This is a genomic window from Litoreibacter ponti (assembly GCF_003054285.1).
Lineage (GTDB): Bacteria > Pseudomonadota > Alphaproteobacteria > Rhodobacterales > Rhodobacteraceae > Litoreibacter > Litoreibacter ponti.
Genome location: NZ_QBKS01000002.1, coordinates 470458 through 494680, shown reverse-complemented (window position 1 = coordinate 494680; position 24223 = coordinate 470458). Strand labels below are relative to the sequence as shown.

The window sequence follows — 24223 nt, the reverse complement described above, 5'->3', positions numbered from 1 at the left end:
GTCTGGGAGGACGAGACATGAAACGACTTCTGATGACCCTGTATGCAATTCTATGTGCCACGAGCCTTGGCGCGGCCGAGATCGGCGATGATGGGCTGCACAAGGCGCCCTGGATGCGTGATACGTTCAAGGACCTGAGCGAGGATCTGGCCGAAGCCACGGAGGAGGGCAAACGGCTGATGGTCCTCGTCGAGCAGCGCGGCTGCATCTACTGCAAGAAGATGCACGAAGAGGTCTTCGTCGTGCCCGAGATCGCGCAATACATAGAAGACAATTTCTTCGTCGTGCAGATCAACATGTTCGGTGATGTCGAGGTGACGGATTTCGACGGAACGACGCTGCCGGAGAAGGACATGGTCAAGCGCTGGGGGGCGCTCTTCACGCCGAGCATCTACTTTTTCCCCGAAGAAGTGGATGGCGAAAAGACGGCCACGCAGGCAGCGGTGGCGAACATGCCCGGTGCGTTCGGGCGCTGGACCACGCTCAACATGCTGAGCTGGGTCGTCGAGAAGGGCTACGAGGGCGATGAGCCGTTCCAGAAGTACCACGCGCGCAAGTTCGAGGAACAAAAGGGCTGAGATTGCTGCGCCTGCGACATAAATCTATCAAATATGCTGCATCTGCGAACGAATTAAAAAATTCATGTAGTTGAATTTGATGTTGCGTCAGTTCGATTGTGTGCCGTAGTGTGCAGATAGCCAAGGCACGGAATCGACGCAGGGAGGGCGCATGAATTACGCATTGGGACTGGGGCTGGCTGCCACATTAGCCGGAACAATCGCCACGGCAGAGGTCGTGAAACCCACGGATGTCGTTTACGTCGAGGGCGCGGTGGAAACATCTCTGTCCGGCACCGCCGGGGATCCGCAGAACGGCGCCGAGATCATGAACAAGGGCGCGGGAAATTGCATCGCCTGCCATCAGGTCGATGCCCTGAGCCACCTGCCGTTCCACGGCGAGATTGGCCCGCCTCTGAACGGTGTTGCCGATCGGTGGAGCGAGGCGGAGCTTCGCGGCATCGTCGCAAACGCCAAGGTGATGTTCGAGGACAGCATGATGCCGTCCTTCTACCGCACCGAAGGCTTCACCCGGCTGGGTGACGCATACACCGGCAAGGCACATGGCGACGCAGAGGTGCAGCCCCTGCTTGCGGCCCAAGAGGTCGAGGACGTGGTCGCCTATCTGATGACACTCAAGGAAGAGTAATCTTTCAAGACATGGAGCTTAACATGGAACTGACACGGCGAAAAATTCTCGCACTCGGCTCCGGCACGCTTGCCTTCGCAAGCCTGACGGGCCTGCCCGCATTTGCCAGCCTGACGGACGAAGCCATTGCGGCACTGACCGGCGGCGCGGAGATCGGCGAGGGCGCGATCACTCTGACCGCACCCGAGATTGCCGAGAACGGTAACACCGTTCCGATCGGGGTCAGCGCGCCGGGCGCGACGCAGATCACGCTGTATGCGGATGGCAATCCGGTGCCGAGCGTGGCGACCTTCAACTTCGGCCCGCTCAGCGCATCGCGCAGCGCCTCGACCCGCATTCGTCTGGCGAAGACGCAAAACGTCGTGGCGGTGGCCAAGATGGAAGACGGCTCGTACCAGATGGCCAAGACCGAAGTGAAAGTGACCATCGGCGGCTGCGGCGGCTGATCCAGGAAATACGGCGCTCGCGCGCACCGCGCGCCGAGAGCTCAGATAAAGGAGAGACATCATGGCATCTGGTGTGAAACCCCGGGTCAAAGTCCCGAAGAAAGCCGCCGCCGGTGAAACCATCACCATCAAGACGCTGATCAGCCACAAGATGGAAAGCGGCCAGCGCAAGGACAGCGATGGCAACATCATTCCGCGCTCGATCATCAACCGCTTCACGGCTGACTTTAACGGTCAAAACGTGATCGACGTGACGCTCGAGCCCGCGATTTCGACCAACCCATTCTTCGAGTTCGAGGCGGTCGTTCCGGAAACCGGTGAATTCACCTTCACATGGTATGACGATGACGGCGACGTCTACACGGAAAGCAAAGAAATCACCGTCTCGTAAGAAGACGTGAGGCTCGCCAGGGAGGGACGAGAATGAAAATCGCAGCAATTACCGGGATCGCAGCACTGGCCTTTGCGGGGGCCGCAATCGCTCAGGACAGCAACACCCTGACGATTGACGGCACCACGCTTCTGACCGAGACCGCGGCGCCGGAACATCTGGAAAACCTCGACACGATCTACTCGGGTTGGCGGTTCCGGACCCCGGAGACGCAAGCGCTTCAGATCGACGATTTCGACAACCCGGCGATGATCTTCGTCGACCAGGCGCTGGATCTGTTCGAGACGGTCGATGGCACCGAGGGCAAATCCTGCGCATCGTGCCACACCAACGGGCCGGAGGAGTTCGCAGGTCTGCATGCCTCCATGCCGAAGGTGATCGATGGCAAGCTGGTTGTGATGGAAGACCTGATCAACAACCACCGCCAAGAGGCGATGGGCGCCGAGCCGTGGAAATGGTCTGGCGGTGACATGCAGGCGATGGTCGCCCTGATCGGGCTTCAGTCGCGCGGCATGCCGATGGACGTCGCGATTGACGGGGACGCCGCCGAGTTCTGGGAGCAGGGCAAGGACATCTACTACACGCGCTACGGCCAGTTGGAGATGTCCTGCGCGAGCTGCCACGAGGACAACTACGGCAGCATGATCCGGGCCGACCACCTGAGCCAGGGCCAGATCAACGGCTTCCCGACATATCGTCTGAAGCAGGCCAAGCTGATCTCGCGCCACAACCGCTTCCGCGGCTGTATCCGGGATACGCGCGCGGAGACGTTCGCCGAAGGCTCGGATGAGTTCCGCGCCCTGGAGCTCTACGTGGCAAGCCGCGCCAACGGCCTGCATATCGAGACCCCAGCGGTCCGTCAGTAAGCAAACTCTTGGAAAGGCCCCGTCGTCGATGGGGCTTTTTTCACCTCTTTTATATTCAGACATGCGCATATGTCTTAGGGAGCCGGTAATCACATGATCTCGCGTCGCGATTTTCTTCAGGTCGGCATGGCGGCCTCTGCCATTTACGGCGTTTCCGGATTTGGCAATTGGGCGCGTGTCTCCGCCCAGCAATCCCTGACCCAGGATCAGCTGCTGGAATTCGACACGTTCGGCAATGTCTCCCTGATCCACATCACAGACATCCACGGCCAGTTGAAGCCGCTCTATTTCCGCGAACCGTCGGTCAATATCGGCGTGGGCGAGAACAAGGGGAAGGTGCCGCATATCACCGGCGCCGAGTTCCGCAACTTCTATGGGATCGCCGATGGCAGCCCAAGCCACTATGCGCTGAGCTCGGGCGACTTCTCCTCCCTCGCGCAGGCCTACGGCCGGGTCGGTGGGCTTGATCGGGTCGCGACCGTGATCAAGGCGATCCGGGCGGACCGTCCGGACGCGATCCTGCTGGATGGCGGGGACACCTGGCACGGCTCCTATACGACCTACAAGACGCAAGCCCAGGACATGGTCAACGTCATGAACGCGCTGGCGCCCGATGCGATGACCTTCCACTGGGAGTTTACGCTCGGCAGCGACCGCGTGGCCGAGCTGGTGGAGCAGCTGCCCTTCGCGGCGCTAGGTCAAAACATCTTTGACGCGGAATGGGACGAGCCAGCAGAGCTGTTCCCGCCCTACAAGATGTTCGAGCGGGGCGGTACCAAGATTGCCGTCATCGGTCAGGCTTTCCCCTATATGCCCATCGCGAACCCGGGCTGGATGTTCCCCGAATACTCCTTCGGCATCCGGGACGAAAACATGGCCGCGATGGTCGAAGAGGTGCGCGCCGCCGGCGCGGAATGCGTCGTCGTGCTGAGCCACAACGGCTTCGACGTCGATAAGAAGATGGCGAGCGTCGTGCCGGGCATCGACGTGATCCTGTCGGGCCATACCCATGACGCCCTGCCGGAGCCCGTCGTCGTCGGCCAGACGATCATCGTGCCGTCCGGCTCTAACGGGAAGTTCGTCAGCCGCATCGACCTTGATATTCGCGATGGCCAGATGATGGGGTATCGCACGAAACTGATCCCGATCTTCTCGGACGTAATCACGCCGGATGCGGAAGTCTCTGCCCTGATCGACGCGCAACGCGCACCCTACGAGGCCGAGATGGCCGAGGTGATCGGCCAGACCGAAAGCACGCTCTACCGCCGCGGCAATTTCAACGGGACGTGGGATGACGTGATCTGCGATGCGCTGATCAGTGAGCGCGACGCGGAAATTGCGCTGAGCCCCGGCGTGCGCTGGGGCCCGTCGCTGATCCCCGGCCAGGACATCACACGCGAGGATATCTTTGGCGTCACCTCGATGAGCTACGGGCAGGCGTACCGGACGGAGTTCACCGGCGAGTTCCTCAAGGTCGTGCTCGAGGACGTCGCCGACAACATCTTTAATCCCGATCCCTACTACCAGCAGGGCGGCGACATGGTGCGTACCGGCGGGCTGGGCTACCGCATCGACGTCTCGAAGCCGCAAGGCGAGCGGATTTCGAACATGACCCTCCTTAACACCGGCGAGGCGATTGATCCTTCGCGGTCCTACGTGGTCGCGGGCTGGGCCAGCGTGAACGAGGGGACCGAAGGCCCGCAGATCTGGGACGTGGTGGAAAGCCACATCCGCAAGCTGGGCACCGTCACGGTGCAGGACAACAACAGCGTCGACGTCGTCGGCGTGTGAGCAGAATGGAGACTTTGATCCATGGATAACATGTTCAAACCATCCCGCCGGGCCTTTTTGAGCGGCAGCGCCGCGATGGCCGCTGGATCCGTCGCAGGGGCCGCTGCGGCACAAGGGCCCGACCCGCTGATCACCGAGCTTCAGGACTGGGCATCCTACACCGGGGTCGGTGTCGACGAGACCCCCTACGGCCTGCCGATCAGCTACGAATCCCACGTGGTGCGGCGCAACGTCGAATGGCTGACCGCCTCGCCGATCTCGTCGATCAACTTCACACCGATCCACGCGCTGGACGGCACGATCACCCCGCAGGGCTGCGCGTTTGAGCGGCACCATTCCGGCGCGATCGAGCTGAGCAAGCAAGACTTCCGGCTGATGATCAACGGGCTCGTGGAGAAGCCGCTGGTCTTCACTTACGAGGATATCGAACGCTTCCCGCGCGAAAACCACGTCTACTTCTGCGAATGTGCCGCGAACACCGGCATGGAATGGGCCGGCGCGCAGCTCAACGGGGTGCAGTTCACCCACGGCATGATCCACAACATGGAATATACCGGCGTGCCGCTGCGCACGCTGCTGCAAGAGGCGGGCGCCGACATCTCGCCGGACAAGTGGGTCTATGTCGAGGGTGCCGATGCATCCTCCAATGGCCGCTCGATCCCGATGGAAAAGGCGCTCGACGACGTTCTGGTCGCCTTCAAGGCCAATGGCGAAGCGCTGCGCATGGAGCATGGCTACCCCGTGCGCCTTGTGGTGCCCGGCTGGGAAGGCAACATGTGGGTGAAGTGGCTGCGCCGGATCGAGGTCGTGGATCGCGCCGTCGAAAGCCGCGAAGAGACCTCCAAATATACCGATGTCTACGAGGATGGCACGGCCCGTAAGTGGACGTGGGTGATGGATGCGAAATCCGTCATCACCTCGCCCAGCCCGCAGATGCCGATCCGGCATGGCCGCGGCCCGCTGGTCATTTCCGGTCTGGCCTGGTCAGGTCACGGGCAGATCACCCGGGTCGATGTCTCCAAGGATGGCGGCATCACGTGGGAGACCGCGCGCCTTGGCAAGCAGGGCGACACCAAGGCGCTGACGCGCTTCTACCTCGATACGAATTGGGATGGCGCGCCGATGCTGCTTCAGGCCCGTGCGATGGACGAGACCGGCTACGTCCAACCCACCAAGGACCAGCTGCGCGCGCAGCGCGGCGAGAACTCCGTCTATCACAACAACTGTATCCAGACATGGTACGTCAATGCAGAAGGGGTCGCTGAGAATGTCGAAGTCTCCTAATATCTTCATTCCCGCCCTGGGCGGCACCGCTCTGGCCGTGGGCCTCGCATACGGGATCGCGTCGCGCGACTACGGCGCGGACAAGATCGAACTGCTCGAGGCGCGCGTCGGCCAGGTCGAGGCAAACGCGGCTGCCGCCAGCGAAATGGCCAATGCCGAAGCAGACCGCGCCGCCGCGTTGGAGCTGCAGATCGCCAAAGTTCAGGCCGCCGCGAAGGAGCGGATGGCCAGCGCCATGAACTTGACCGCGCCCGCACCGAGCGTCGAAGACGGGTTCGGGATCGGTCGCGCCGCGCATCCCGAAGAGATTGCCGCCTGGGACGTGGATGTTCTGCCCGACGGGCGGGGCCTGCCCGAAGGGTCCGGCAACGCGTATGATGGTGAAGAGATCTTTGCTGACAGATGCGCGTCCTGCCACGGCGATTTCGCCGAAGGTGTAGATAACTGGCCCGTTCTTGCCGGTGGCTTCGATACGCTGGCCGATGAGGACCCGGTCAAGACGGTCGGCTCTTACTGGCCCTACCTGTCGACCGCCTATGACTACATCTACCGCTCCATGCCGTTCGGCGAGGCCGGCACGCTGACGCCGGATGAGACCTACGCGATCGTTGCCTACATCCTCTATTCCAACGATCTGATCGATGACGACTATGAGCTGAGCCACGAGAATCTCGGCCAGTTCGAGATGTATAACAAGGATGGCTTCGTCCTCGATGACCGCCCGGAGCTTGAATACGCGCAGTGGCGGGCCGAGCCGTGCATGGAAAACTGCAAGGACGAGGTCGAGATTACGATGCGTTCGGTCTTCCTGGTGGAGACACCGCCTGAGGGGGGCTCGAATTCCGTGATGAACCACGCGACCACGGACGGGCTGCCGACCTTCTCGGCCGAAGGTCCGTCCTTCATTCCCGCCGCCGCCGTCAAACCGCAGGAGGAGGCAAGCGGGGAGCCTGACGTTGAAGAACCGGTTGCCGCAGTTGCGGCGGACGGGGGCGGCGAATTGGTCGCGGCCGGTGAAAAGGTCTTCAAGAAGTGCAAGGCCTGCCATCAGGTCGGCGCGGGTGCCACAAACAAGTCGGGACCGCAGCTCAATGGCCTGATCGGCCGGACCATGGGATCGGCGGATGGCTTCAATTACTCCAAGGTGTTCACGGCTGCGATGGAAGAGGACCGCGTTTGGGACGAGGCCGCGCTGGCGGAGTTTCTGGCAAGGCCGAAATCCTACATGAAGGGCACCAAGATGGCGTTCTCGGGTCTCAAGAAAGACGCCGATATCGTCGCCATCACGGAATATCTGAAATCTGCCGGTGAGTAGGCGTCCATGCGATACCTCTTGAAGTTCTCCCTGTCGGTCGCTGCGTCCATGGTTGCCATGGGCGTGGCGGCTGACTCTGTTGGGGACCCGGAGCGCGGGCGGCAGGTCTTCAAGAAATGCGCAAGTTGCCATATGATCGGGGCGGATGCGCGTAATCGTGTGGGCCCGCCGCTCAACAACATCATGGCGGCGCGCGCGGCCTCGGTCGCTGATTTCCAGTATTCCACGGCGCTGAAAAAAGCCGCCGAAGATGGGTTGCACTGGACGCCGGACACGCTGGCCGTGTTCCTCGAGACGCCGAAGGCGATGATCCCGAAGACCAAGATGACCTTCAGGGGGCTGAAAAGCGCAGAGGACCGGATCGATCTGATCGCCTACCTTGCGACGTTCTCGGGGGGCAGCATGGCCGCACAGGTGGACGAAGGGTTTACCGTGTCCGCTGAGGTGCTCGCGCTCGAAGGCGACATGGAATACGGCGAATACCTCGCCTCGGAATGTACGACATGCCACCGACCCGATGGCGACAATGACGGTATCCCCGGGATCACCGGGTGGGAGACCGCTGATTTTGTCACGGCCATACATGCCTACCGCGAAAAGCATCGCGACAATCCCGTGATGCAAATGATCACTGGCCGTCTGGCCAATGACGAAATCGCTGCCTTGGCGGCGTATTTTAAGAGCCTCGAAAACTGAGGCCACATTTGGGAGGAGAATTATAATGACGATGAATAGAAGAGCGTTCCTCGGCACATCCGTGGCGGCATCCGTTGCGCTGGCGTCGCCGATGGTTCTGGCCGATGGCCACGCAAAACCGCGCGTAGTTGTCGTTGGCGGTGGGGCAGGGGGCGCGACAGCCGCCCGCTACATCGCGAAAGACAGCAAGGGCGCGGTCGACGTGACGCTGATCGAGCCCACGCGCACATACTACACCTGCTTCTTCTCGAACCTCTATCTTGGCGGCTTCAAGGAGATCGAGGATATCGGCCACAGCTACGGCAACATGGCCGCCAATGGCGTGAACGTGGTGCATGACTGGGCCGTGGGCGTTGATCGCGACACGAAGACGGTCACGCTGGCCGGCGGCGCGTCGCTGAAATACGACAAGCTGATTCTGAGCCCCGGCATCGACTTCGTCGACATGGCGGTTCCGGGCTGGGATATCTCCGCACAGAACGCGATGCCGCATGCCTACAAGGCAGGCTCGCAGACCGAGCTTCTGAAGGCGAAGCTCATGGCAATGCCCCAGGGCGGCACCTTTGCCATGGTGGCACCGCCGAACCCCTATCGCTGCCCTCCCGGGCCGTATGAGCGGGTCTCGATGGTGGCGCACTTCCTCAAGAACAACAATCCGTCCGCGAAGATCATCGTGGCCGACCCCAAGCCGAAATTCTCCAAGATGGCGTTGTTCCAGGAAGGCTGGGCGAACCACTATGACGGCATGGTGGACTGGATCGGCGAAGAGTTCGGCGGTGGCAATGTCTCCGTCGAGCCGGACGCCATGATGCTGACGATTGATGGTGAAGAGACCAAGGTCGACGTCTGCAACGTCATTCCGGCGATGAAGGCGGGAAAGATCGCGGATATGGCCGGTGTCACCGACGGCAACTGGGCCCCGGTCAATGCGGTCGATATGTCCACCAAGGCCGACCCGGATGTCTATGTGCTTGGCGACGCCGCGCAGCAGGGCGATATGCCGAAATCCGGCTTCTCCGCCAACAGCCAGGCGAAGGTCTGTGCCAACGCGGTGCGCGGTGCCCTGACCGGCTCCAAGGTCTTCCCGGCGAAGTTTTCCAACACCTGCTGGTCGCTCATCGACACCAATGACGGTGTGAAAGTGGGCGCGACCTACGAGGCGACCGACGAGAAGATCGCCAAGGTCGACGGGTTCATCTCCGCCACGGGCGAGAGTGCCGAGCTGCGCAAGGCCACCTACGAGGAATCCGAAGGCTGGTACTCGGGCATCACGGCCGACATGTTCGGCGCGAAGGCCTAGGCCCGCAAAAAGCCCGCGGCTTTGACATCGCTCAAGGCCGCGGGATCAGGGATCGCCTATACCGGTCTCAACCACAAAAGGGAGACCCGACATGAAACATCTCTTGCTTGCCACAGCGCTGTCCGCCGCGGCCCTTGTCACTGCAGCCCAGGCCGAGACGGCGGTCACCGTACCGTTCGACGGTAGTTTCGACGACGCAACCTTCGCCGTTGAAAGCGCGATCGTGGACCGTGGTTTGGTGATCGACTTCGTCAGTCATGTGGGCGACATGCTCAACCGCACCGGCGCCGATGTGGGCAGCGACGCAGCCTTGTTCGAGGCAGCGGATATCTTTGTTTTCTGCTCTGCGGTTCTGTCACGCGAGGTGATGGAGGCCGATCCGATGAACATCGCTTTCTGCCCCTACGGTATCTTCGTGGCCGATCAGGGCGACGGCGTGGTTGTCGGATACCGCACCTACCCCGAGGGCGAGATGAAGAAGGTCGAGACGCTCTTGGCCGAAATCGTGGCGGATGCCGTAGAGGACTAATGAACTACAACGATTTTTTCGCCCGCGAGATTGCCGCCCTGAAGGATGAAGGCAACTACCGCGAATTTGCCGAATTGGAACGCCGTCGCGGCGCGTTTCCGTCTGCGACCTGCCACAACGGCCCTGCGGATGTCACGATCTGGTGCTCCAATGACTACCTTGGGATGGGTCAGCACCCCAAGGTTCTGGAGGCTATGCACACTGCGCTCGATCGCTCCGGTGCGGGCGCGGGCGGCACGCGCAACATCTCTGGCACGACCCATGACCATGTGGTTTTGGAGGCGGAGCTGGCCGATCTGCATGGCAAGGAAGCCGCTTTGTTGTTCACCTCCGGCTATGTATCCAACTGGGCTGCGCTTGGCACGCTTGCGTCGCGCATTCCGGGCTGCGTCGTGCTGTCGGATGCGCTCAATCACGCGTCGATGATCGAAGGCATCCGCCATTCCAAGGCGCAAAAGGTGATCTGGAGGCACAACGATCTGGCCGATCTCGAAGCAAAGCTGAAAGCCTTGCCCGCAAACGCGCCAAAGCTGATCGCCTTCGAGAGCGTCTATTCCATGGATGGCGACATCGCCCCGATCAAGGAGATCTGTGATCTGGCGGACCGGTACGGCGCGATGACCTATCTCGACGAGGTGCACGCGGTGGGGCTCTACGGCCCGCGCGGCGGCGGTATCGCGGAGCGGGAAGGTCTCATGGACCGTTTGACGGTGATCGAAGGCACGCTTGGCAAGGCCTTCGGCGTGGTGGGCGGCTACATCGCAGCGTCAGCCGAGCTTTGCGATTTCGTGCGCTCCTTTGCGAGCGGTTTCATCTTTACGACGGCCTTACCGCCGTGCGTGGCCGCAGGCGCAGCGGCCTCGATCCAGCATCTCAAGACAAGCTTGGCCGAGCGCTCTGCACAACAGGACCGTGTGGCGACCGTGCGCAGACGATTGGAAGCGATTGGCCTACCACATATCGACAACCCAAGCCACATCATCCCGGTGATGGTGGGCGATCCGGTGAAGTGCAAATTCATCTCGGACACGCTGCTCAAGGAGCATGGGATCTACATCCAGCCGATCAACTACCCGACGGTTCCCAAAGGGACGGAGCGGCTTCGCATCACGCCCTCGCCGGTCCACAGTGCGGCTGACATCGACACTTTGATCGATGCGCTGGAGGATCTCTGGACACGGTGCCAACTGGCGCGGCGACCCATGGCTGCGCAGTAATCGACACCTGCTCTTGTCCGTCTGCAAGCCAGACACCATGAGCCGGGACCGCAAACGCGGCGGCGGTGGCGATGATGAACATGAGTGTGGCGGCTGCCAGAGCTCCGAGAGCCCAAAGCAGCCTGCGTATCAGCAGTCCTGGCACGTCTTCAGGCCGAGGATCCGGTAGATCGGGCAGAAATTCACCACGGCAGTACCGACGAAGATCAGGCCCAGGTATCCCCAAATCCCGATTGTGCCCATGAGGGCGAGAGCGATGAGAACGGCGCCCAGAATGAGGCGGGCGATGCGGTCGAACTGTCCAAGGTTGCGGGTCATGATAACGTGCTCCTGTGCTTGCGATCTCGCACAGCACATCACGATTTCATGGCACCGTCAGTGACAGAGTCACATAACGGCGCGGGCTTTATTCGAACTCCATCTGTTCGTACACCCGCCCGGCGTTGCGGGTCGCCAGCTCTTCGAACGTATCGAGATGCGCAAAGGGGCTTTGGTCGACGTAGTAGGCCTCTGCCAAGCCCCCGCCACCGTCGAGATGCGCGCCGACTTTCTCGCGCAGATAGACCAGGTAATCCCGCGTATATCGTCGCACCTGCGCCATGTTGGTCGGGGTGCCGTGACCGGGGACGACGTAGGTCGCCCCTAGGGCCTCGAACCCGGTCTCCCACGTTTCGATCCAGTCATAGACAATCGTGTCTTCAAAGATCGGCAGCATGCGCTGGTGGAAGGCCATGTCGCCCGCGATCACCAGACCCTGCTCGGGCAGCCAGACCTGCGTGTCGCCCGGCCCGTGCGCGGGACCAAGATGCAGGACCTCGATGCGAAACGCGCCCATCTCGATCACCCGCTTGTCCTCGAATGTCTCGGTCGGCGGGGCCACGAACGTGCCCTCGGCCTTGTCGCGGTTATACCGCTTCATGCCCTCCAGGATGCGGGTGCCATTCTCTTCGATCTCATGCGCGGCATCCACATGGGCCAAGATCGCAACGCCCTGTTCGGCCCAGTAGGAATTGCCCAGCATCGCATGGCCCTGGCCGTTCTCGTCGATCACCAGTTTGACGGGCTGGTCAGTGATCGCCTTGATTTCATCATGCAGGGCTTCAGCCAAGATGTAGGCGGCCCCGCCGTTGACCACGACGACCCCATCGCCGGTGACGATGAAGCTGAGATTGTTGTTATGGCCGGAGTTCTCGTAGGTCGGCGGCGCGGTCGCGCCGATGGCGGACCAGACATGTGGGATCACCTCGACGGGTTTCGAGTACAGTGGCGAGCCGGGATATTGGTCGGCAATGTCCTCGCTGGCCGCGACCGGCCATGCGAGCAGCGCCAGCGCCACGAGCCACCGCATCATCCCTGCTCCACAAAGCGGTATCCGTCGCCATTGGTATCAACGCGCCCGATGCCGCCCTGTGGCAGGTGGAAGCCGATCAGGGCCATGTCTTCCGACACCAGCCGGTCAAACAGCATCTTGCGCGTTTCCGCCGCCTTGGGTGCATCCTGATCCGCGCCGCTCTCCCAGCCGGGCTTGCGGAAGGCCACGTGGTGGTTGCCAATGGCGTCGCCCGCGATCAGCACCGCTTCGCTGCCTTGCCGCACCTCGAAGGCCATATGCCCTGGCGTGTGTCCCGGTGTCGAGACCGCAGCGATGCCGGGCAGGACCTCGTCGCCAGCGTCGAACAGCTCGACCGCGTCTTCGATTGCCTCCATCCGACGTTTCGCGCCAACGGCGAAGGCCGCGCGGGCGTCCCCGATGGTGTTGACCGTCTCCGGGTTCCACCAGTAATCCCATTCACCGCGGCCCATCATGTAGCGCGCCTCAACGAACAGCGGATCATCGAATTCGTCCAGCAGGCCCCAGATATGATCGGGATGCGCGTGGGTGAAGATGACGTGGGTGATGTCCTCTGGCGCCAGATCGAGCGCCTCCAGACTGTCCACGATGGTGCCCGCGGACGGCATGAAGTCAGGACCGGAGCCCACGTCGAACAGCACGGTGTTTGTTCCGTCACGAAAGAGTGCGAGGTTGCATTCGGGCGTCAGTCGCTCCTCGGACAGGTCAAACTCGGTCAGGATCGGGGCAAGCTCGTCCTTCGGCATCGGCTCGAAGATGAAGCTGCCTGGCAGGACCAAACTGCCGTCGCTCACCGTCGTCAATGTGGCCGACCCCAGGGACAGCTCTGCTTTCGAGAAGGAGGGTATGGCGGCTGCCAAAGGCAATGCAGCGGTCCCCTGAACAAACCTGCGACGCGTCAGCGACATGATATCCTCCCATTAAATTCTATTTTGTGAATATGATTGAGAAAGCGAAGTAAAGCAAGCGCAGAACGTCGCAGGCACACGGGAAGTTTTAGCGACATCGCGCGCGCCATTTGCCAAGGTTGGCGCTATGGGGCAGTTTGACGCGCATGGAAGTGCTTGAGGCAAATCACGATACGCTGCTGGTCATTATGTCCGGCATCGTCGCGCTTGTTGCGGGCTTTACGGGGCTGTCTTTGACACGTGATCTGTCGCGTAAGCCCGTGTTGCAAAGGCAGATTTCCATAGCCCTCGCCTCAATCGCTCTGGGCGGCGGCATTTGGTCGATGCATTTCGTCGCGATGCTGGGGCTGGAGCTGCCTGTCCTGTTCTACTACGACGCGGCGATCACCTTGGTCTCGGCCCTCACGGCCATCCTGATCGTGGGTGCCGCGCTGCTTCTCCTGCATTTTGTGGAGCGGACACCTTTGTTGATCACCACCGCCGGGGGGCTCGTCGGCCTTGGCATTCTGGGGATGCACTATATCGGCATGGCGGGGCTGCAGCTGTGCCGGGCGGTCTACACGCCATTCGGGCTCAGCTTCTCGTCCATTGCGGCGGTGTGCCTGTGTATCGTGGCCTTCTGGGTGGCCTACGGGCGGCGCGAGAACCGCAACGTGTTTCTGGGCACGATCTGCTTTGCCGTCGCGGTGGTCTCTGTCCATTTCCTCGCAATGGCCGGGACGGGCTTTGTTCCGGTGCCAAGCCTGAACGAGTTTGGTCCAACCATGAGTAACGAGGTGCTCGCCCTCGGGGTGATCCTGTCGAGCTTCGTGTTGTTCGGTACATTCCTGTGGGTCAGCGTGACGTATCTCGTGGCCGATCCGGTCGCAGCTGATGCGGAAGGCGCGCCCGCGCCCGACCCTCGAACCGGGGCCCCGCTACAGCTTTCAGGCTTGCAGATCCCGTGTGAGCGGGACGGCGCGCGGATATTCATCTCGCCCGCAGATGTCGCGCTCGTGCGCGCTGACGGCCACTACACCCAAGTCTACACTGAACAGGACCGGCTCTTCTGCGTCTGGCCCATCACCGAGGCGGCCAAGCGGCTGGTGTCGACCGGGTTTTTGCAGACCCATCGCAGCTACCTGGTCAATCCCGGCAAGGTCGCCCGGTTCGAGCGGCAAAAGGACAAGGGACGCTGCGTCTTCGCCTCCGACGCTCTGCCGCCCGCCCCGGTGAGCCGCTCGAAGCTGAAGATGATTCAGGACGCGCTCAGCGCGCAGCCCGGCGCAATTCATGCAGGCTGAGGCGCATTTCGTGCAAAAGCCCTTCATTTCATGACATTTTGGAAGCGGCCGCAAGCGGACGCATGCCAGCCTCCGCCTCAGCAAGAATAATCGCTTTTAGGGAGGAGAGCCGATGATTCCAGCGGCATTCGAATACCATCGACCCACGGATATGGACGGGGTCCTCGCCGTGCTCGCGGAGCATGGCGACGATGCGCGCGTCATGGCGGGTGGGCACAGCCTGATCCCCATGATGAAACTGCGCATGGCCGACGTGCCTCACCTGATTGATCTGCAGGACGTCGGCGGCATGTCCGATATCGAGCTCGGCAGCGACAGCATCCGCATCGGCGCGCTGGTCACGCAAGCCGACATCATCGACCACGAGGGCCTCGCCAAGGCCGCCCCGATCCTGCGCGAGGCCGCGTTGCAGATCGCCGACCCGCAGGTGCGCTACATGGGCACCGTCGGCGGCAACGTCGCCAATGGCGATCCGGGCAACGACATGCCCGGCCTGATGCAATGCCTCGATGCGAGCTTCACGGTCGTGGGCCCGGACGGGGAGCGCGACATTCCGGCCCGCGAGTTCTACGAGGCGGCTTATATGACTGCGCGTGAGGATGACGAGGTTCTGACCTCCGTCACGATCCCCATGCCGAAGGGCGGCTACGCCTACGAGAAGCAAAAGCGCAAGATCGGCGACTATGCGACCGCGGCGGCAGCAGTGCAAATCACCAAGGACGGCGGTAGCTGCGCCAGTGCGGCGATTGCGATGACAAACCTGAGCGACACGCCGATCTTCTCGGACGCCGCCGGGGCGGCTCTGGTGGGCACCTCGCTCGATGATGCTGCGTTGAAGGTGGCGGTGGCCGCAATGTTGGGCGACATTGACCCGACCGAAGACAACCGCGGCCCCATCGCATTCAAGAAACACGTGGCTGGCGTCATCCTGCGCCGCGCCATCGAGCGCGCCTGGTCGCGCGCATAAGGGAGGGATCACATGTCCAACAAGATGCACATCAAGCTGAACGTGAACGGCAAGGACGAAGAGTTCCTCGCTGAACCACGTGAATTGCTGATCTACACGCTGCGCGAGCGTCTCAACATCACCGGGCCGCATATCGGCTGCGAGACCTCCCATTGCGGGGCATGCACCATGACCATCGACGGCAAGTCGGTGAAGGCCTGCACCATGTTCGTGGCCCAGGCCAGCGGCAAGTCCGTCACCACCATCGAGGGGCTCGGCGGACCGGACGATCTGCACCCGCTGCAATCGGCCTTCAAGGAGCACCACGGGCTTCAGTGCGGCTATTGCACACCGGGGATGATCACCCGCGCCGCCAAGCTGCTGGAGGAAAACCCCAACCCGTCCGAGGAAGAAATCCGGTTCGGCATGGCAGGCAACATCTGCCGATGCACCGGCTACCAGAACATCGTGAAATCCATTCAGGCGGCTGCGACCGAGATGAATGCAGCCAAGGAGGCCGCAGAATGAAGGACGAAGTAACAAGCCGCGAGGACCGCGTCGCCAATCTCAAGGGCATGGGCTGCTCGCGCAAGCGGGTCGAGGACGCGCGCTTCACGCAAGGCAAGGGCAACTATGTCGACGATATTAAGCTCGACGGGATGCTTTTTGGCGATTTCGTGCGCTCCCCCTACGCCCACGCGCGGATCAAGAGCATCGATACGGCCGCGGCACTGGAAGTGCCGGGCGTGCTGGCCGTGCTGACCGCCGATGACCTGCGCCCGCTGGGCCTGCACTGGATGCCCACTCTGGCGGGCGACAAGCAGATGGTGCTGGCCGACGGCAAGGTGCTGTTCCAGGGCCAGGAGGTCGCCTTTGTCGTGGCCGAGGATCGCTATGCCGCCGCCGACGGGATCGAGCTGGTCGAGGTGGACTACGAAGAGCTGCCCGTCATCGTCGATCCGTTCGAGGCGCTTCAATCGGACGTCGTGCTGCGCGAGGATCTTGTGGCCGAAGACGGCTCCATTCCGGACGGCGCCCATGGCCCCCGCAAGCACCACAACCACATCTTCACATGGGAAGCGGGCGACAAGGCACCCACCGAGGAAGTCATCGCAAACGCCGAAGTCGTCGCCGAAGAATCGATGTACTACCACCGCACCCACCCATGCCCGCTGGAGACCTGCGGCTGCGTGGCGTCGATGGACAAGGTGAACGGCAAGCTGACGCTCTGGGGCACCTTCCAGGCGCCGCACGCGATCCGGACCGTGGTCTCGCTGATCTCTGGCATCGAAGAGCACAACATCCGCGTCATCTCGCCGGACATCGGCGGCGGCTTCGGCAACAAGGTGGGGGCCTATCCGGGCTATGTCTGCTCGGTCGTGGCCTCCATCGTGACAGGCAAGCCAGTCAAGTGGATCGAAGACCGGATGGACAACCTGATGACCACCGCGTTTGCCCGTGACTACCACATGACGGGCAAGATCTCCGCCACCAAGGACGGCAAGATCACCGGCCTGCATTGCCACGTGACCGCCGACCATGGTGGTTTCGACGCCTGTGCGGACCCGACCAAGTTCCCGGCAGGCTTCATGAACATCTGCACCGGGTCCTACGACATCCCGACCGCCTTCCTGGAGGTCGACGGCGTCTACACCAACAAGGCCCCGGGCGGCGTCAGCTATCGCTGCTCCTTCCGGGTGACGGAGGCGGTGTATTTCATCGAACGCATGATCGAGGTTCTGGCCATCAAGCTGGACATGGACGCCGCCGAGCTGCGCCGGATCAACTTCATCAAGAAGGAGCAATTCCCATATACCGCCGCGCTGGGCTGGGAATACGACAGCGGCGACTACCACACGGCGTGGGATAAGGCGCTGAAGGCGGTCGACTACGAAGGGTTGCGCGCCGAGCAGGCGCAGCGGGTCGAGGATTTCAAGGCCGGCAAGACGCGCAAGCTGATGGGGATCGGCCTGAGCTTCTTCACCGAGATCGTGGGCGCGGGCCCCGTGAAGAACTGCGATATCCTCGGCCTCGGCATGTTCGACAGCTGCGAGATCCGCATCCACCCGACAGGCTCCGCGATCGCGCGGCTTGGTACGATTTCCCAAGGGCAGGGGCACGCGACCACCTTCGCGCAGATTCTGGCCAGTGAGATCGGCCTTCCCGCCGACAGCATCACGATCGAAGAGGGGGACACCGACACCGCACCCTATGGCTTGGGCACCTACGGGTCCCGCTCCACCCCGGTGGCGGGGGCGGCGACGGCGATGGCCGGGCGCAAGATCCGCGCCAAGGCGCAGATGATCGCGGCCTACCTGCTGGAGGTCCACGACAATGACGTCGAGTTCGACGTGGACCGTTTCGTGGTCAAAGGCGCGCCGGAGAAGTTCAAGACGATGAAGGAGATCGCCTTCGCCGCCTACAATCAGGCCATCCCGGGCATCGAGCCGGGGCTGGAGGCGGTCAGCTACTACGACCCGCCAAACATGACCTACCCGTTCGGGGCCTATGTCTGCGTGATGGACATCGACGTGGACACGGGCGTCACGGAAATCCGCCGCTTCTACGCGCTGGACGACTGCGGCACGCGGATCAACCCGATGATCATCGAAGGGCAGGTTCATGGCGGTCTGACGGAGGCGCTGGCCGTCGCCCTGGGCCAGGAGATCGCCTATGACGACATGGGCAACGTGAAGACGGGCACGCTGATGGACTTCTTCCTGCCCACCGCGTGGGAGGTCCCGAACTACGAGACCGACTTCACCGTCACTCCCAGCCCGCACCACCCGATCGGGGCCAAGGGCGTGGGCGAAAGCCCCCATGTGGGCGGCGTGCCGTGCTTCTCGAACGCGGTGCAGGATGCGTTCCGCCCGTTCGGCAACACGCATACCAACATGCCCCATGACCACTGGCGGATTTGGCGCACGGCCAATGAGCTGGGCTTGCATGACTAGGTGACACTTCTTGGGCATCCGGCGGGCTTTATGCCTTGGCCGGATGCCCAAAGTGCGGGAAGATCAAATGACGTGGACTGACCTTCAGACGGACCTGGCTGCCGATGGATATGTGGCCTCAGATGATCTGACCGTCGCATTGCATCTGGCCCTGACCCTCGAGCGGCCGTTGCTGTTGGAAGGGGCGGCGGGCGTCGGCAAGACCCAGCTGGCCGCGGGCCTCGCCGCGCTGCGCGACACAAGGCTGATCCGCCTGCAATGCTACGAAGGGCTGGACGCCGCGCAGGCGATCTACGAATGGAACTACCAACGCCAGCTTCTGACGATCCGCGCAGCCGCCGAGGATGGCGAGACAGGCAAGAGCGTCGAGGCGCGCATCTTCTCGCGCGACTTTCTGCTGGAACGGCCGCTGCTGGCGGCCATCACGCAAGACACGCCCCCGGTGCTGCTGATCGACGAGATCGACCGCGCCGACGAGGAATTCGAGGCCTACCTGCTGGAAATCCTCTCTGAGTTCCAGATCACGATCCCCGAGCTTGGGACCGTGACGGCGACCACCACGCCTATCGTGATCCTGACCTCCAACGGCACCCGCGATCTGTCCGACGCGCTGCGCCGCCGGTGCCTCTATGCTTACGTCGACTACCCCGACCGCGCGACGGAGCTTGCGATCCTGAACGCGCGGTGCCCCGGGATCGAGGCGCGGCTGGGCGCGCAGATCGTGGGCTTCGTGCAGAAGCTGCGCGAGGAGGAGCTGGAGAAGGTCCCGGGCATTGCCGAGACGCTCGATTTCGCCGCCGCCCTGATGGGGCTTGGTATCGCCGATCTCACCTCTGATCCGGCGGCGCTGCAGCACACGCTCAGCACCTTGCTGAAAACCCAAAGCGACCGCGCCCATATCACGCCCGAAGTCGCGGGCCGCATCGCAGGGCGCGCCGCATGAGCCGCGTCAGCCGTTTCGCTGCGCGTGATCCGGGCCCGGCGGCGCGGGTCTCGGGGTTCATGGCGCATCTGCGCGACAACGGCTTGCGGCTGGGCGTGGCGGAAACCGAATTGGCGCTCGAGGCCCTGTGCCAGATCGACGCCAGCCAGCCCGCGCAAAGCCGCCGGGCCCTCAAGGCGATCTGCACCGGCTGCAAGGAAGAGGCGGAGCAGTTCGACGCGCTCTTCGACAGCTTTTGGATGGATGCGGGCCGGGTGAAACAGAAGATCGTGCAGACCCCGCCCAGTAAAGGCGATGACAGCGTGCATTCGTCGCGCGACGCCAAGGGCGAGGACGCAGGCGGGTCCGGGTCCGCGAACGCGCCCGATGGCGGCGACGGCGAGGCGGAAAGCGATGGCGAGGGCCGCCTGATCGCCACCGAAGTGCGCAATCTGATGCGCAAGGACCTGCGCGATCTGGTCCGCCCCGAGGATATCGCCGAGGCAGAGCAGGTCGCCCGCCGCCTTGGCGCGGCCTTGCGCGACCACCGCTCTCGCCGCCGCATCGCAGCCCGCAAGGGCGACCGCCTGCATTTTCGCAAAACGATCCGCGCCAGCCTTGCGACGGGGGGTGAGCCGCTGCGCCTGGTGCGTAAATACCGCCCCGACCGCCCGCAGAAAATCGTGGCGCTCTGCGATGTTTCGGGGTCGATGACGGTCTACGCGCAGGTGTTCCTCGCCTTTCTGGCCGGGCTGATGCGCAGCGATCCGACCGCCGACGCGTATCTCTTTCACACCCGCCTCGTGCGCATTACCGAGGCCCTGCGCGACAAGGACACGATGCGCGCCATCGGACGCATGTCGCTGATGGCCGACGGTTTTGGCGGCGGATCAGAGATCGGGCCGTCCATCGCGCGGTTTGCCAAGACCTACGCAAAGCGCTTCGTGGACGGGCGCAGCGTCGTGCTGATCCTGTCGGATGGGTATGACACCGCACCGCCCGCGGTGATGGATGCGGCTCTGGCCGATCTGCGAAAGCGCGGCTGCAAGATCATCTGGCTTAACCCGCTCAAAGGTTGGCGCGACTACGCGCCCGTGGCCGACGGCATGGCGGCGGCACTGCCGCATCTCGACCTGTTCCGCGCGGCGAATACTTTGGCCGATCTGGCCGCGCTCGACCGGGAGGTGGCGTCGCTATGACTCCGGCCGAATTTCTCTCCGAAGATCTGGCCGATGTGGCCAAAGGCCTGCGCATCCGCGACGAGCCCTTCGCCTTTGCCACCATCGTGCGCACGGCGGGCGCAACCGCCGCCAAGCCCGGGGCCAAGGCGCTGCTGGGGGCCGACGGCACCATTCTGCACGGCTGGCTGGGCGGGGGCTGCACGCGTGGTGCGGTGAAAAAGGCGGCGCTCGAAGCCTTCGCGACAGGCCAGCCCCAGCTGGTGTCAGTCGCCCCCGAAGAGCTTCTGGCCGAGAAGGGTATCGCTGCCGGGGACGAGGTGGACGGGACGCGTTTTGCCCGCAACGGTTGCCCCTCCAAGGGCAGCGTGGACATCTTCATCGAGCCTTGCCTGCCGATGCCGCAGCTGGTGGTCCTCGGCGGCTCGCCCGTGGCCGAGGCGCTCGCGGCTCTCGCTGTGCAGTTTCACTGGGCGGTCCTTCGCGATCTGCCAAACCACGACGAGGCGCCCGCCCACCAGCAGCGGGTCATCGTCATCGCGACGCAAGGGCAGGGCGATATCGACGCATTGCAACGATCCCTCGCGCTGCCCGCGCTGCACGTGGCTTTCGTCGGGAGCCGCCGCAAATTCGAAACGCTCGCCACAAAGCTGATCGAAGGCGGCACCGACGCAGGGCTGGTCCGCGGCGTAAAGGCCCCGGCGGGTCTCGATCTGGGCGCTGTCACGCCGGAAGAGATCGCCCTGTCGATCCTCGCCGATCTCGTCCAAGTCCGTCGCGCCCATGTGGGGGCGGCCCATGCCTGAGATCGCCGGGATCGCGCCGCACGCAGACAAGGATCAGGGCGCATGAAAAAGCTGCTCAATGCCCGGCGCCGACTTTGCGGAAAGTCCGCGCTGACGCCGGACCAAGCCGACCACATCAGATTTCCCTGTTGCTAAGAAAAGGATGCCCCAATGGAACTCGCAGACGAGATCGTCATCAACGCCCCGAAGGATCAGGTCTATGCCGCGCTCAATGACCCGGAGGTTCTGAAACAGTGCATTCCGGGCTGCGAGGAGCTGATCAAGCACTCCGACACCGAACTTGAGGCGAAGGTCGTCCTGAAGGTCGGCCCCGTGAAGGCGCGGTTCAGCGGGGATGTCGTGCTGGATACCGAAGGCGCCCCGGACGCGTTCTCGCTGACGGGTAAGGGCAATGGCGGCGCGGCGGGCCACGCGAAAGGCGGGGCCGATGTCACGCTGACCGCCGACGGGGATCAGACGATCCTGCGCTACGACGCAAAGGCAGAGATCGGCGGCAAGCTCGCCCAGTTGGGCAGCCGGTTGATCCAGAGCACCGCAAAGAAGCTCGCCGCGAAATTCTTCAAGTCTTTTGCAGAGGTGGTGGAGGAACGAACGCCCGCGTGACGCCCCGCAAAGCGCTCTTCCCATTGGCGTGTGTTAGGGTAGGGTGGCGAAAACCCGAGGGGCAATTCCGCAATGACCATTCTGCAAATCGCCGCACTGATGCTGGTGCTGGCGGCGGCTTTTGGCACGATCAACTACCTGTTTTTGAAGCTTCCCTCCGCCATCGGTATCCTGATCGTGGCGCTTGCGGCCTCCCTTGGGATACTGGGTCTCGACCTGATCGCGCCGGGGCTTGGCGTGGCGCAGACCGTACGCGGTGTGGTCAGCTCGGTCGATTTCTCCGAGGCGCTCTTGGAAGGCATGCTGGGCCTTTTGCTCTTTGCCGGCGCGCTTCATGTCAAGCTGTCGGACCTGCGCGGCGAGTGGCGGATCGTGGCACTGATGGCAACGCTGGGCGTCGGGCTGTCGACGGTCATTGCGGGCGTCGGCTTTTCCTGGATCACCGGTATGCCGCTGATGATCGCGCTGGTCTTCGGTGCGCTGATCTCGCCCACCGATCCCGTGGCCGTGCTGGGGGTTTTGCGGCAGGCGAACCTCAAGAAAAGCATGGAGACCAAGATCGCGGGCGAGAGCCTGTTCAATGATGGCGTGGGCTACGTCGTTTTTCTGGTGCTGGTGGGCATCGCCTTCCCCCATGGCGACGATCACGGCGGCGGATTGTCGGGCGCGGCGCAGCTGTTCCTGCAAGAGGCCGTCGGCGGCGCGCTCCTTGGCGTCGGCGCGGGCTGGCTGACCTTTCGCGTCATGCGCCGGATCGACGACTATTCGCTGGAGGTGCTGATCACCCTGGCGCTCGCGGTCGGCGGATACACGCTGGCTGTGGCGTTCCATCTGTCCGGCCCGGTGATGGCGGTCTGTGCGGGCCTCTTCATCGGCGATATCGGTACCAAGCACGGCATGTCCGAGACCACCCGGCAATATGTCGACGGCTTCTGGAAGCTGATCGACGAAATCCTGAACGCGGTGCTGTTCCTGATGATCGGGTTCGAGGTGTTCGTGGTCGCCTTCACCATGGACGGGCTGACGGCGGGTGTGCTGTCGATCGGGCTGTCCTTGCTGGCCAGGCTCGCGGCGGTGTCGGTGCCGGTGCTGCTGCTCAAGCCGTTCCGGGAGTTCTCCCGCGGGGTGATCCCGATCATGACATGGGGCGGGCTGAAGGGCGGTATCTCGGTCGCGCTGGCGCTGTCCTTGCCGGAGGGCGAGTGGAAGCCGCTGATCCTGACCGCGACCTATGTCGTCGTGATCTTCTCGATCATCGTGCAGGGCCTTACCGTGGCCCCCCTATCGCGCCGCTTGGGCCGTGAGCCGGACCTTGTGTGAGCTTTCCCCCTAGACGCGCGGGGCGCGAGGCTTCAACCTGACCCAAAGTCACCTGAGGGAGAATTCAAGATGTCACTGATGAGAATGGTTACCAAGGTCGCGATTGGCTTCGCTGTGGCGAAGGGCATGCAGAAGGTCCAGCAATCGGGCGGTCTGAGTAAGGCGATGGAAAGCCTCAAGGGCTCTGCTGGCGGAACCGGTGGCACCGGTCAGCCCGGTGGCACGGGCGGGCTGGGCGGCATGCTCAGCGGCATGGCGGGCGGCGCGGATGGCTCTGGCGGCGGCGGGCTCGGTGGGCTGTTGGGCGGCGCAGGTGGGGCGGGCGGCCTTGCTGGTGGTCTCGGCGGCATCGGCGGATTGCTCGGCGGTCTGGCGACGGCGCGCGGGGGCGAAGGCGACAGCCTCGAGGCGCTGCTGAGCCAAGACAACCCGAAAGAGGAGCCACCCGAAGAAGATTCCGCCGGTCTGATGATCCGCGCGATGATCATGGCTGCCCGCTGCGACGGCGAGATCGACGATATCGAGAAAGAGACGCTGATGGCCACCATCGGTGAAGAGGCCACCGAGGCCGACATGGCCTTTGTGCGCGACGCCATGGGCGAGCCGGTCGACGCAGCCAGTCTGGCCCGCGACACCCCCAAAGGGATGGAGACACAGGTCTATTCCATGTCAGTCATGGCCATCGAGCCCGACCACCCGGCGGAGGCGAAGTTCCTCCACGAGCTTGCGACCTCGCTCGGCCTCGGTCAGGCGACCGTCAACGAGATCCATGACAGCTTCGGCGTGCAGCGGCTCTACAGCTGACAGGACGGGCATCACGCGGCCTGGCTTTTGCCGGGCCGGGTGATGATAGCGCAAACTGTGGCATAACGTGCCTTGCCTCGCCGCGCCCTTGGCGCTTTAGTCGCGCC

General features: G+C 63.1%; 25 protein-coding genes. 22 read left to right on the top strand and 3 right to left on the bottom strand.

Annotation, left to right across the window (positions count from 1 at the left end; genetic code table 11):
- Nucleotides 1-17 precede the first annotated feature (17 nt).
- The 12 genes from C8N43_RS16330 to hemA all read left to right on the top strand — a co-directional run bounded on the left by C8N43_RS16330 (nt 18) and on the right by hemA (nt 11041).
- Complete coding sequence (locus tag C8N43_RS16330; RefSeq protein ID WP_107846817.1) at nt 18-578, top strand: thioredoxin family protein; 561 nt, start codon at nt 18-20, stop codon at nt 576-578.
- Between the two features lie 151 nt (nt 579-729).
- Nucleotides 730-1206, top strand: coding sequence for a sulfur oxidation c-type cytochrome SoxX (gene soxX, locus C8N43_RS16325; RefSeq protein WP_107846816.1), 477 nt, complete (start codon nt 730-732; stop codon nt 1204-1206).
- Between the two features lie 23 nt (nt 1207-1229).
- Nucleotides 1230-1652: a thiosulfate oxidation carrier protein SoxY gene (gene soxY, locus C8N43_RS16320; protein WP_107847314.1), complete on the top strand. Its 423-nt coding sequence runs from the start codon at nt 1230-1232 to the stop codon at nt 1650-1652.
- A 61-nt stretch (nt 1653-1713) separates the two neighbouring features.
- Nucleotides 1714-2043 (top strand): thiosulfate oxidation carrier complex protein SoxZ, encoded by a 330-nt coding sequence (gene soxZ, locus C8N43_RS16315; RefSeq protein WP_107846815.1) that lies wholly within the window; start codon nt 1714-1716, stop codon nt 2041-2043.
- Between the two features lie 32 nt (nt 2044-2075).
- Nucleotides 2076-2909 carry a sulfur oxidation c-type cytochrome SoxA gene (gene soxA, locus C8N43_RS16310; protein ID WP_107846814.1) on the top strand — a complete coding sequence of 278 codons (834 nt, stop codon included), beginning with the start codon at nt 2076-2078 and terminating at the stop codon, nt 2907-2909.
- A gap of 93 nt (nt 2910-3002) precedes the next feature.
- Nucleotides 3003-4700 carry a thiosulfohydrolase SoxB gene (gene soxB / locus C8N43_RS16305; protein ID WP_107846813.1) on the top strand — a complete coding sequence of 566 codons (1698 nt, stop codon included), beginning with the start codon at nt 3003-3005 and terminating at the stop codon, nt 4698-4700.
- A 21-nt stretch (nt 4701-4721) separates the two neighbouring features.
- Nucleotides 4722-5984 (top strand): sulfite dehydrogenase, encoded by a 1263-nt coding sequence (soxC, locus tag C8N43_RS16300; RefSeq protein WP_107846812.1) that lies wholly within the window; start codon nt 4722-4724, stop codon nt 5982-5984.
- Nucleotides 5968-7299, top strand: coding sequence for a c-type cytochrome (locus C8N43_RS16295; RefSeq protein WP_107846811.1), 1332 nt, complete (start codon nt 5968-5970; stop codon nt 7297-7299). Before soxC ends, C8N43_RS16295 begins: the two co-directional genes overlap by 17 nt.
- 6 nt (nt 7300-7305) lie before the next feature.
- Entirely contained in the window at nt 7306-7995 is a 690-nt protein-coding gene (locus C8N43_RS16290) for a c-type cytochrome (RefSeq protein ID WP_107846810.1), read from the top strand.
- Between the two features lie 25 nt (nt 7996-8020).
- A complete protein-coding gene (locus C8N43_RS16285) occupies nt 8021-9295 on the top strand; it encodes an NAD(P)/FAD-dependent oxidoreductase (protein WP_107846809.1) in 1275 nt (424 codons plus the stop codon).
- A gap of 91 nt (nt 9296-9386) precedes the next feature.
- A complete protein-coding gene (locus C8N43_RS16280; RefSeq protein WP_107846808.1) occupies nt 9387-9824 on the top strand; it encodes a DUF302 domain-containing protein in 438 nt (145 codons plus the stop codon).
- Nucleotides 9824-11041 (top strand): 5-aminolevulinate synthase, encoded by a 1218-nt coding sequence (gene hemA, locus C8N43_RS16275; RefSeq protein ID WP_107846807.1) that lies wholly within the window; start codon nt 9824-9826, stop codon nt 11039-11041. Before C8N43_RS16280 ends, hemA begins: the two co-directional genes overlap by 1 nt.
- A gap of 129 nt (nt 11042-11170) precedes the next feature.
- On the opposite strand, the gene C8N43_RS16270 is transcribed toward hemA, so the two are convergent.
- The 3 genes from C8N43_RS16270 to C8N43_RS16260 all read right to left on the bottom strand — a co-directional run bounded on the left by C8N43_RS16270 (nt 11171) and on the right by C8N43_RS16260 (nt 13300).
- Complete coding sequence (locus C8N43_RS16270; protein WP_107846806.1) at nt 11171-11359, bottom strand: YgaP family membrane protein; 189 nt, start codon at nt 11357-11359, stop codon at nt 11171-11173.
- Nucleotides 11360-11447: 88 nt separating this feature from the next.
- On the bottom strand, nt 11448-12392 hold the full coding sequence (locus C8N43_RS16265; protein ID WP_107846805.1) for an MBL fold metallo-hydrolase: 945 nt from the start codon (nt 12390-12392) through the stop codon (nt 11448-11450).
- Nucleotides 12389-13300, bottom strand: a complete 912-nt coding sequence (locus C8N43_RS16260) for an MBL fold metallo-hydrolase (protein WP_107846804.1) — start codon at nt 13298-13300, stop codon at nt 12389-12391. The genes C8N43_RS16265 and C8N43_RS16260 overlap by 4 nt, the downstream gene beginning before the upstream one ends.
- Before the next feature lie 146 nt (nt 13301-13446).
- Between C8N43_RS16260 and C8N43_RS16255 the strand changes: the two genes are divergently transcribed.
- The 10 genes from C8N43_RS16255 to C8N43_RS16210 all read left to right on the top strand — a co-directional run bounded on the left by C8N43_RS16255 (nt 13447) and on the right by C8N43_RS16210 (nt 24116).
- On the top strand, nt 13447-14583 hold the full coding sequence (locus tag C8N43_RS16255) for an MHYT domain-containing protein (RefSeq protein WP_107846803.1): 1137 nt from the start codon (nt 13447-13449) through the stop codon (nt 14581-14583).
- 112 nt (nt 14584-14695) lie between these two features.
- Nucleotides 14696-15550, top strand: a complete 855-nt coding sequence (locus C8N43_RS16250; RefSeq protein WP_107846802.1) for an FAD binding domain-containing protein — start codon at nt 14696-14698, stop codon at nt 15548-15550.
- Nucleotides 15551-15562: 12 nt separating this feature from the next.
- Nucleotides 15563-16057 (top strand): (2Fe-2S)-binding protein, encoded by a 495-nt coding sequence (locus C8N43_RS16245; RefSeq protein ID WP_107846801.1) that lies wholly within the window; start codon nt 15563-15565, stop codon nt 16055-16057.
- A complete protein-coding gene (locus C8N43_RS16240) occupies nt 16054-18483 on the top strand; it encodes an aerobic carbon-monoxide dehydrogenase large subunit (RefSeq protein ID WP_107846800.1) in 2430 nt (809 codons plus the stop codon). The genes C8N43_RS16245 and C8N43_RS16240 overlap by 4 nt, the downstream gene beginning before the upstream one ends.
- 67 nt (nt 18484-18550) lie before the next feature.
- Nucleotides 18551-19426, top strand: a complete 876-nt coding sequence (locus C8N43_RS16235) for an AAA family ATPase (RefSeq protein ID WP_107846799.1) — start codon at nt 18551-18553, stop codon at nt 19424-19426.
- A complete protein-coding gene (locus tag C8N43_RS16230; RefSeq protein WP_107846798.1) occupies nt 19423-20604 on the top strand; it encodes a vWA domain-containing protein in 1182 nt (393 codons plus the stop codon). The genes C8N43_RS16235 and C8N43_RS16230 overlap by 4 nt, the downstream gene beginning before the upstream one ends.
- A complete protein-coding gene (locus C8N43_RS16225) occupies nt 20601-21389 on the top strand; it encodes an XdhC family protein (RefSeq protein WP_107846797.1) in 789 nt (262 codons plus the stop codon). The genes C8N43_RS16230 and C8N43_RS16225 overlap by 4 nt, the downstream gene beginning before the upstream one ends.
- Before the next feature lie 150 nt (nt 21390-21539).
- Nucleotides 21540-21992 carry an SRPBCC family protein gene (locus tag C8N43_RS16220; protein ID WP_107846796.1) on the top strand — a complete coding sequence of 151 codons (453 nt, stop codon included), beginning with the start codon at nt 21540-21542 and terminating at the stop codon, nt 21990-21992.
- Between the two features lie 72 nt (nt 21993-22064).
- Nucleotides 22065-23312, top strand: coding sequence for a cation:proton antiporter (locus C8N43_RS16215; RefSeq protein WP_107846795.1), 1248 nt, complete (start codon nt 22065-22067; stop codon nt 23310-23312).
- Nucleotides 23313-23381: 69 nt separating this feature from the next.
- Nucleotides 23382-24116 (top strand): DUF533 domain-containing protein, encoded by a 735-nt coding sequence (locus tag C8N43_RS16210; RefSeq protein ID WP_107846794.1) that lies wholly within the window; start codon nt 23382-23384, stop codon nt 24114-24116.
- The last annotated feature ends 107 nt before the right edge of the window (nt 24117-24223 follow it).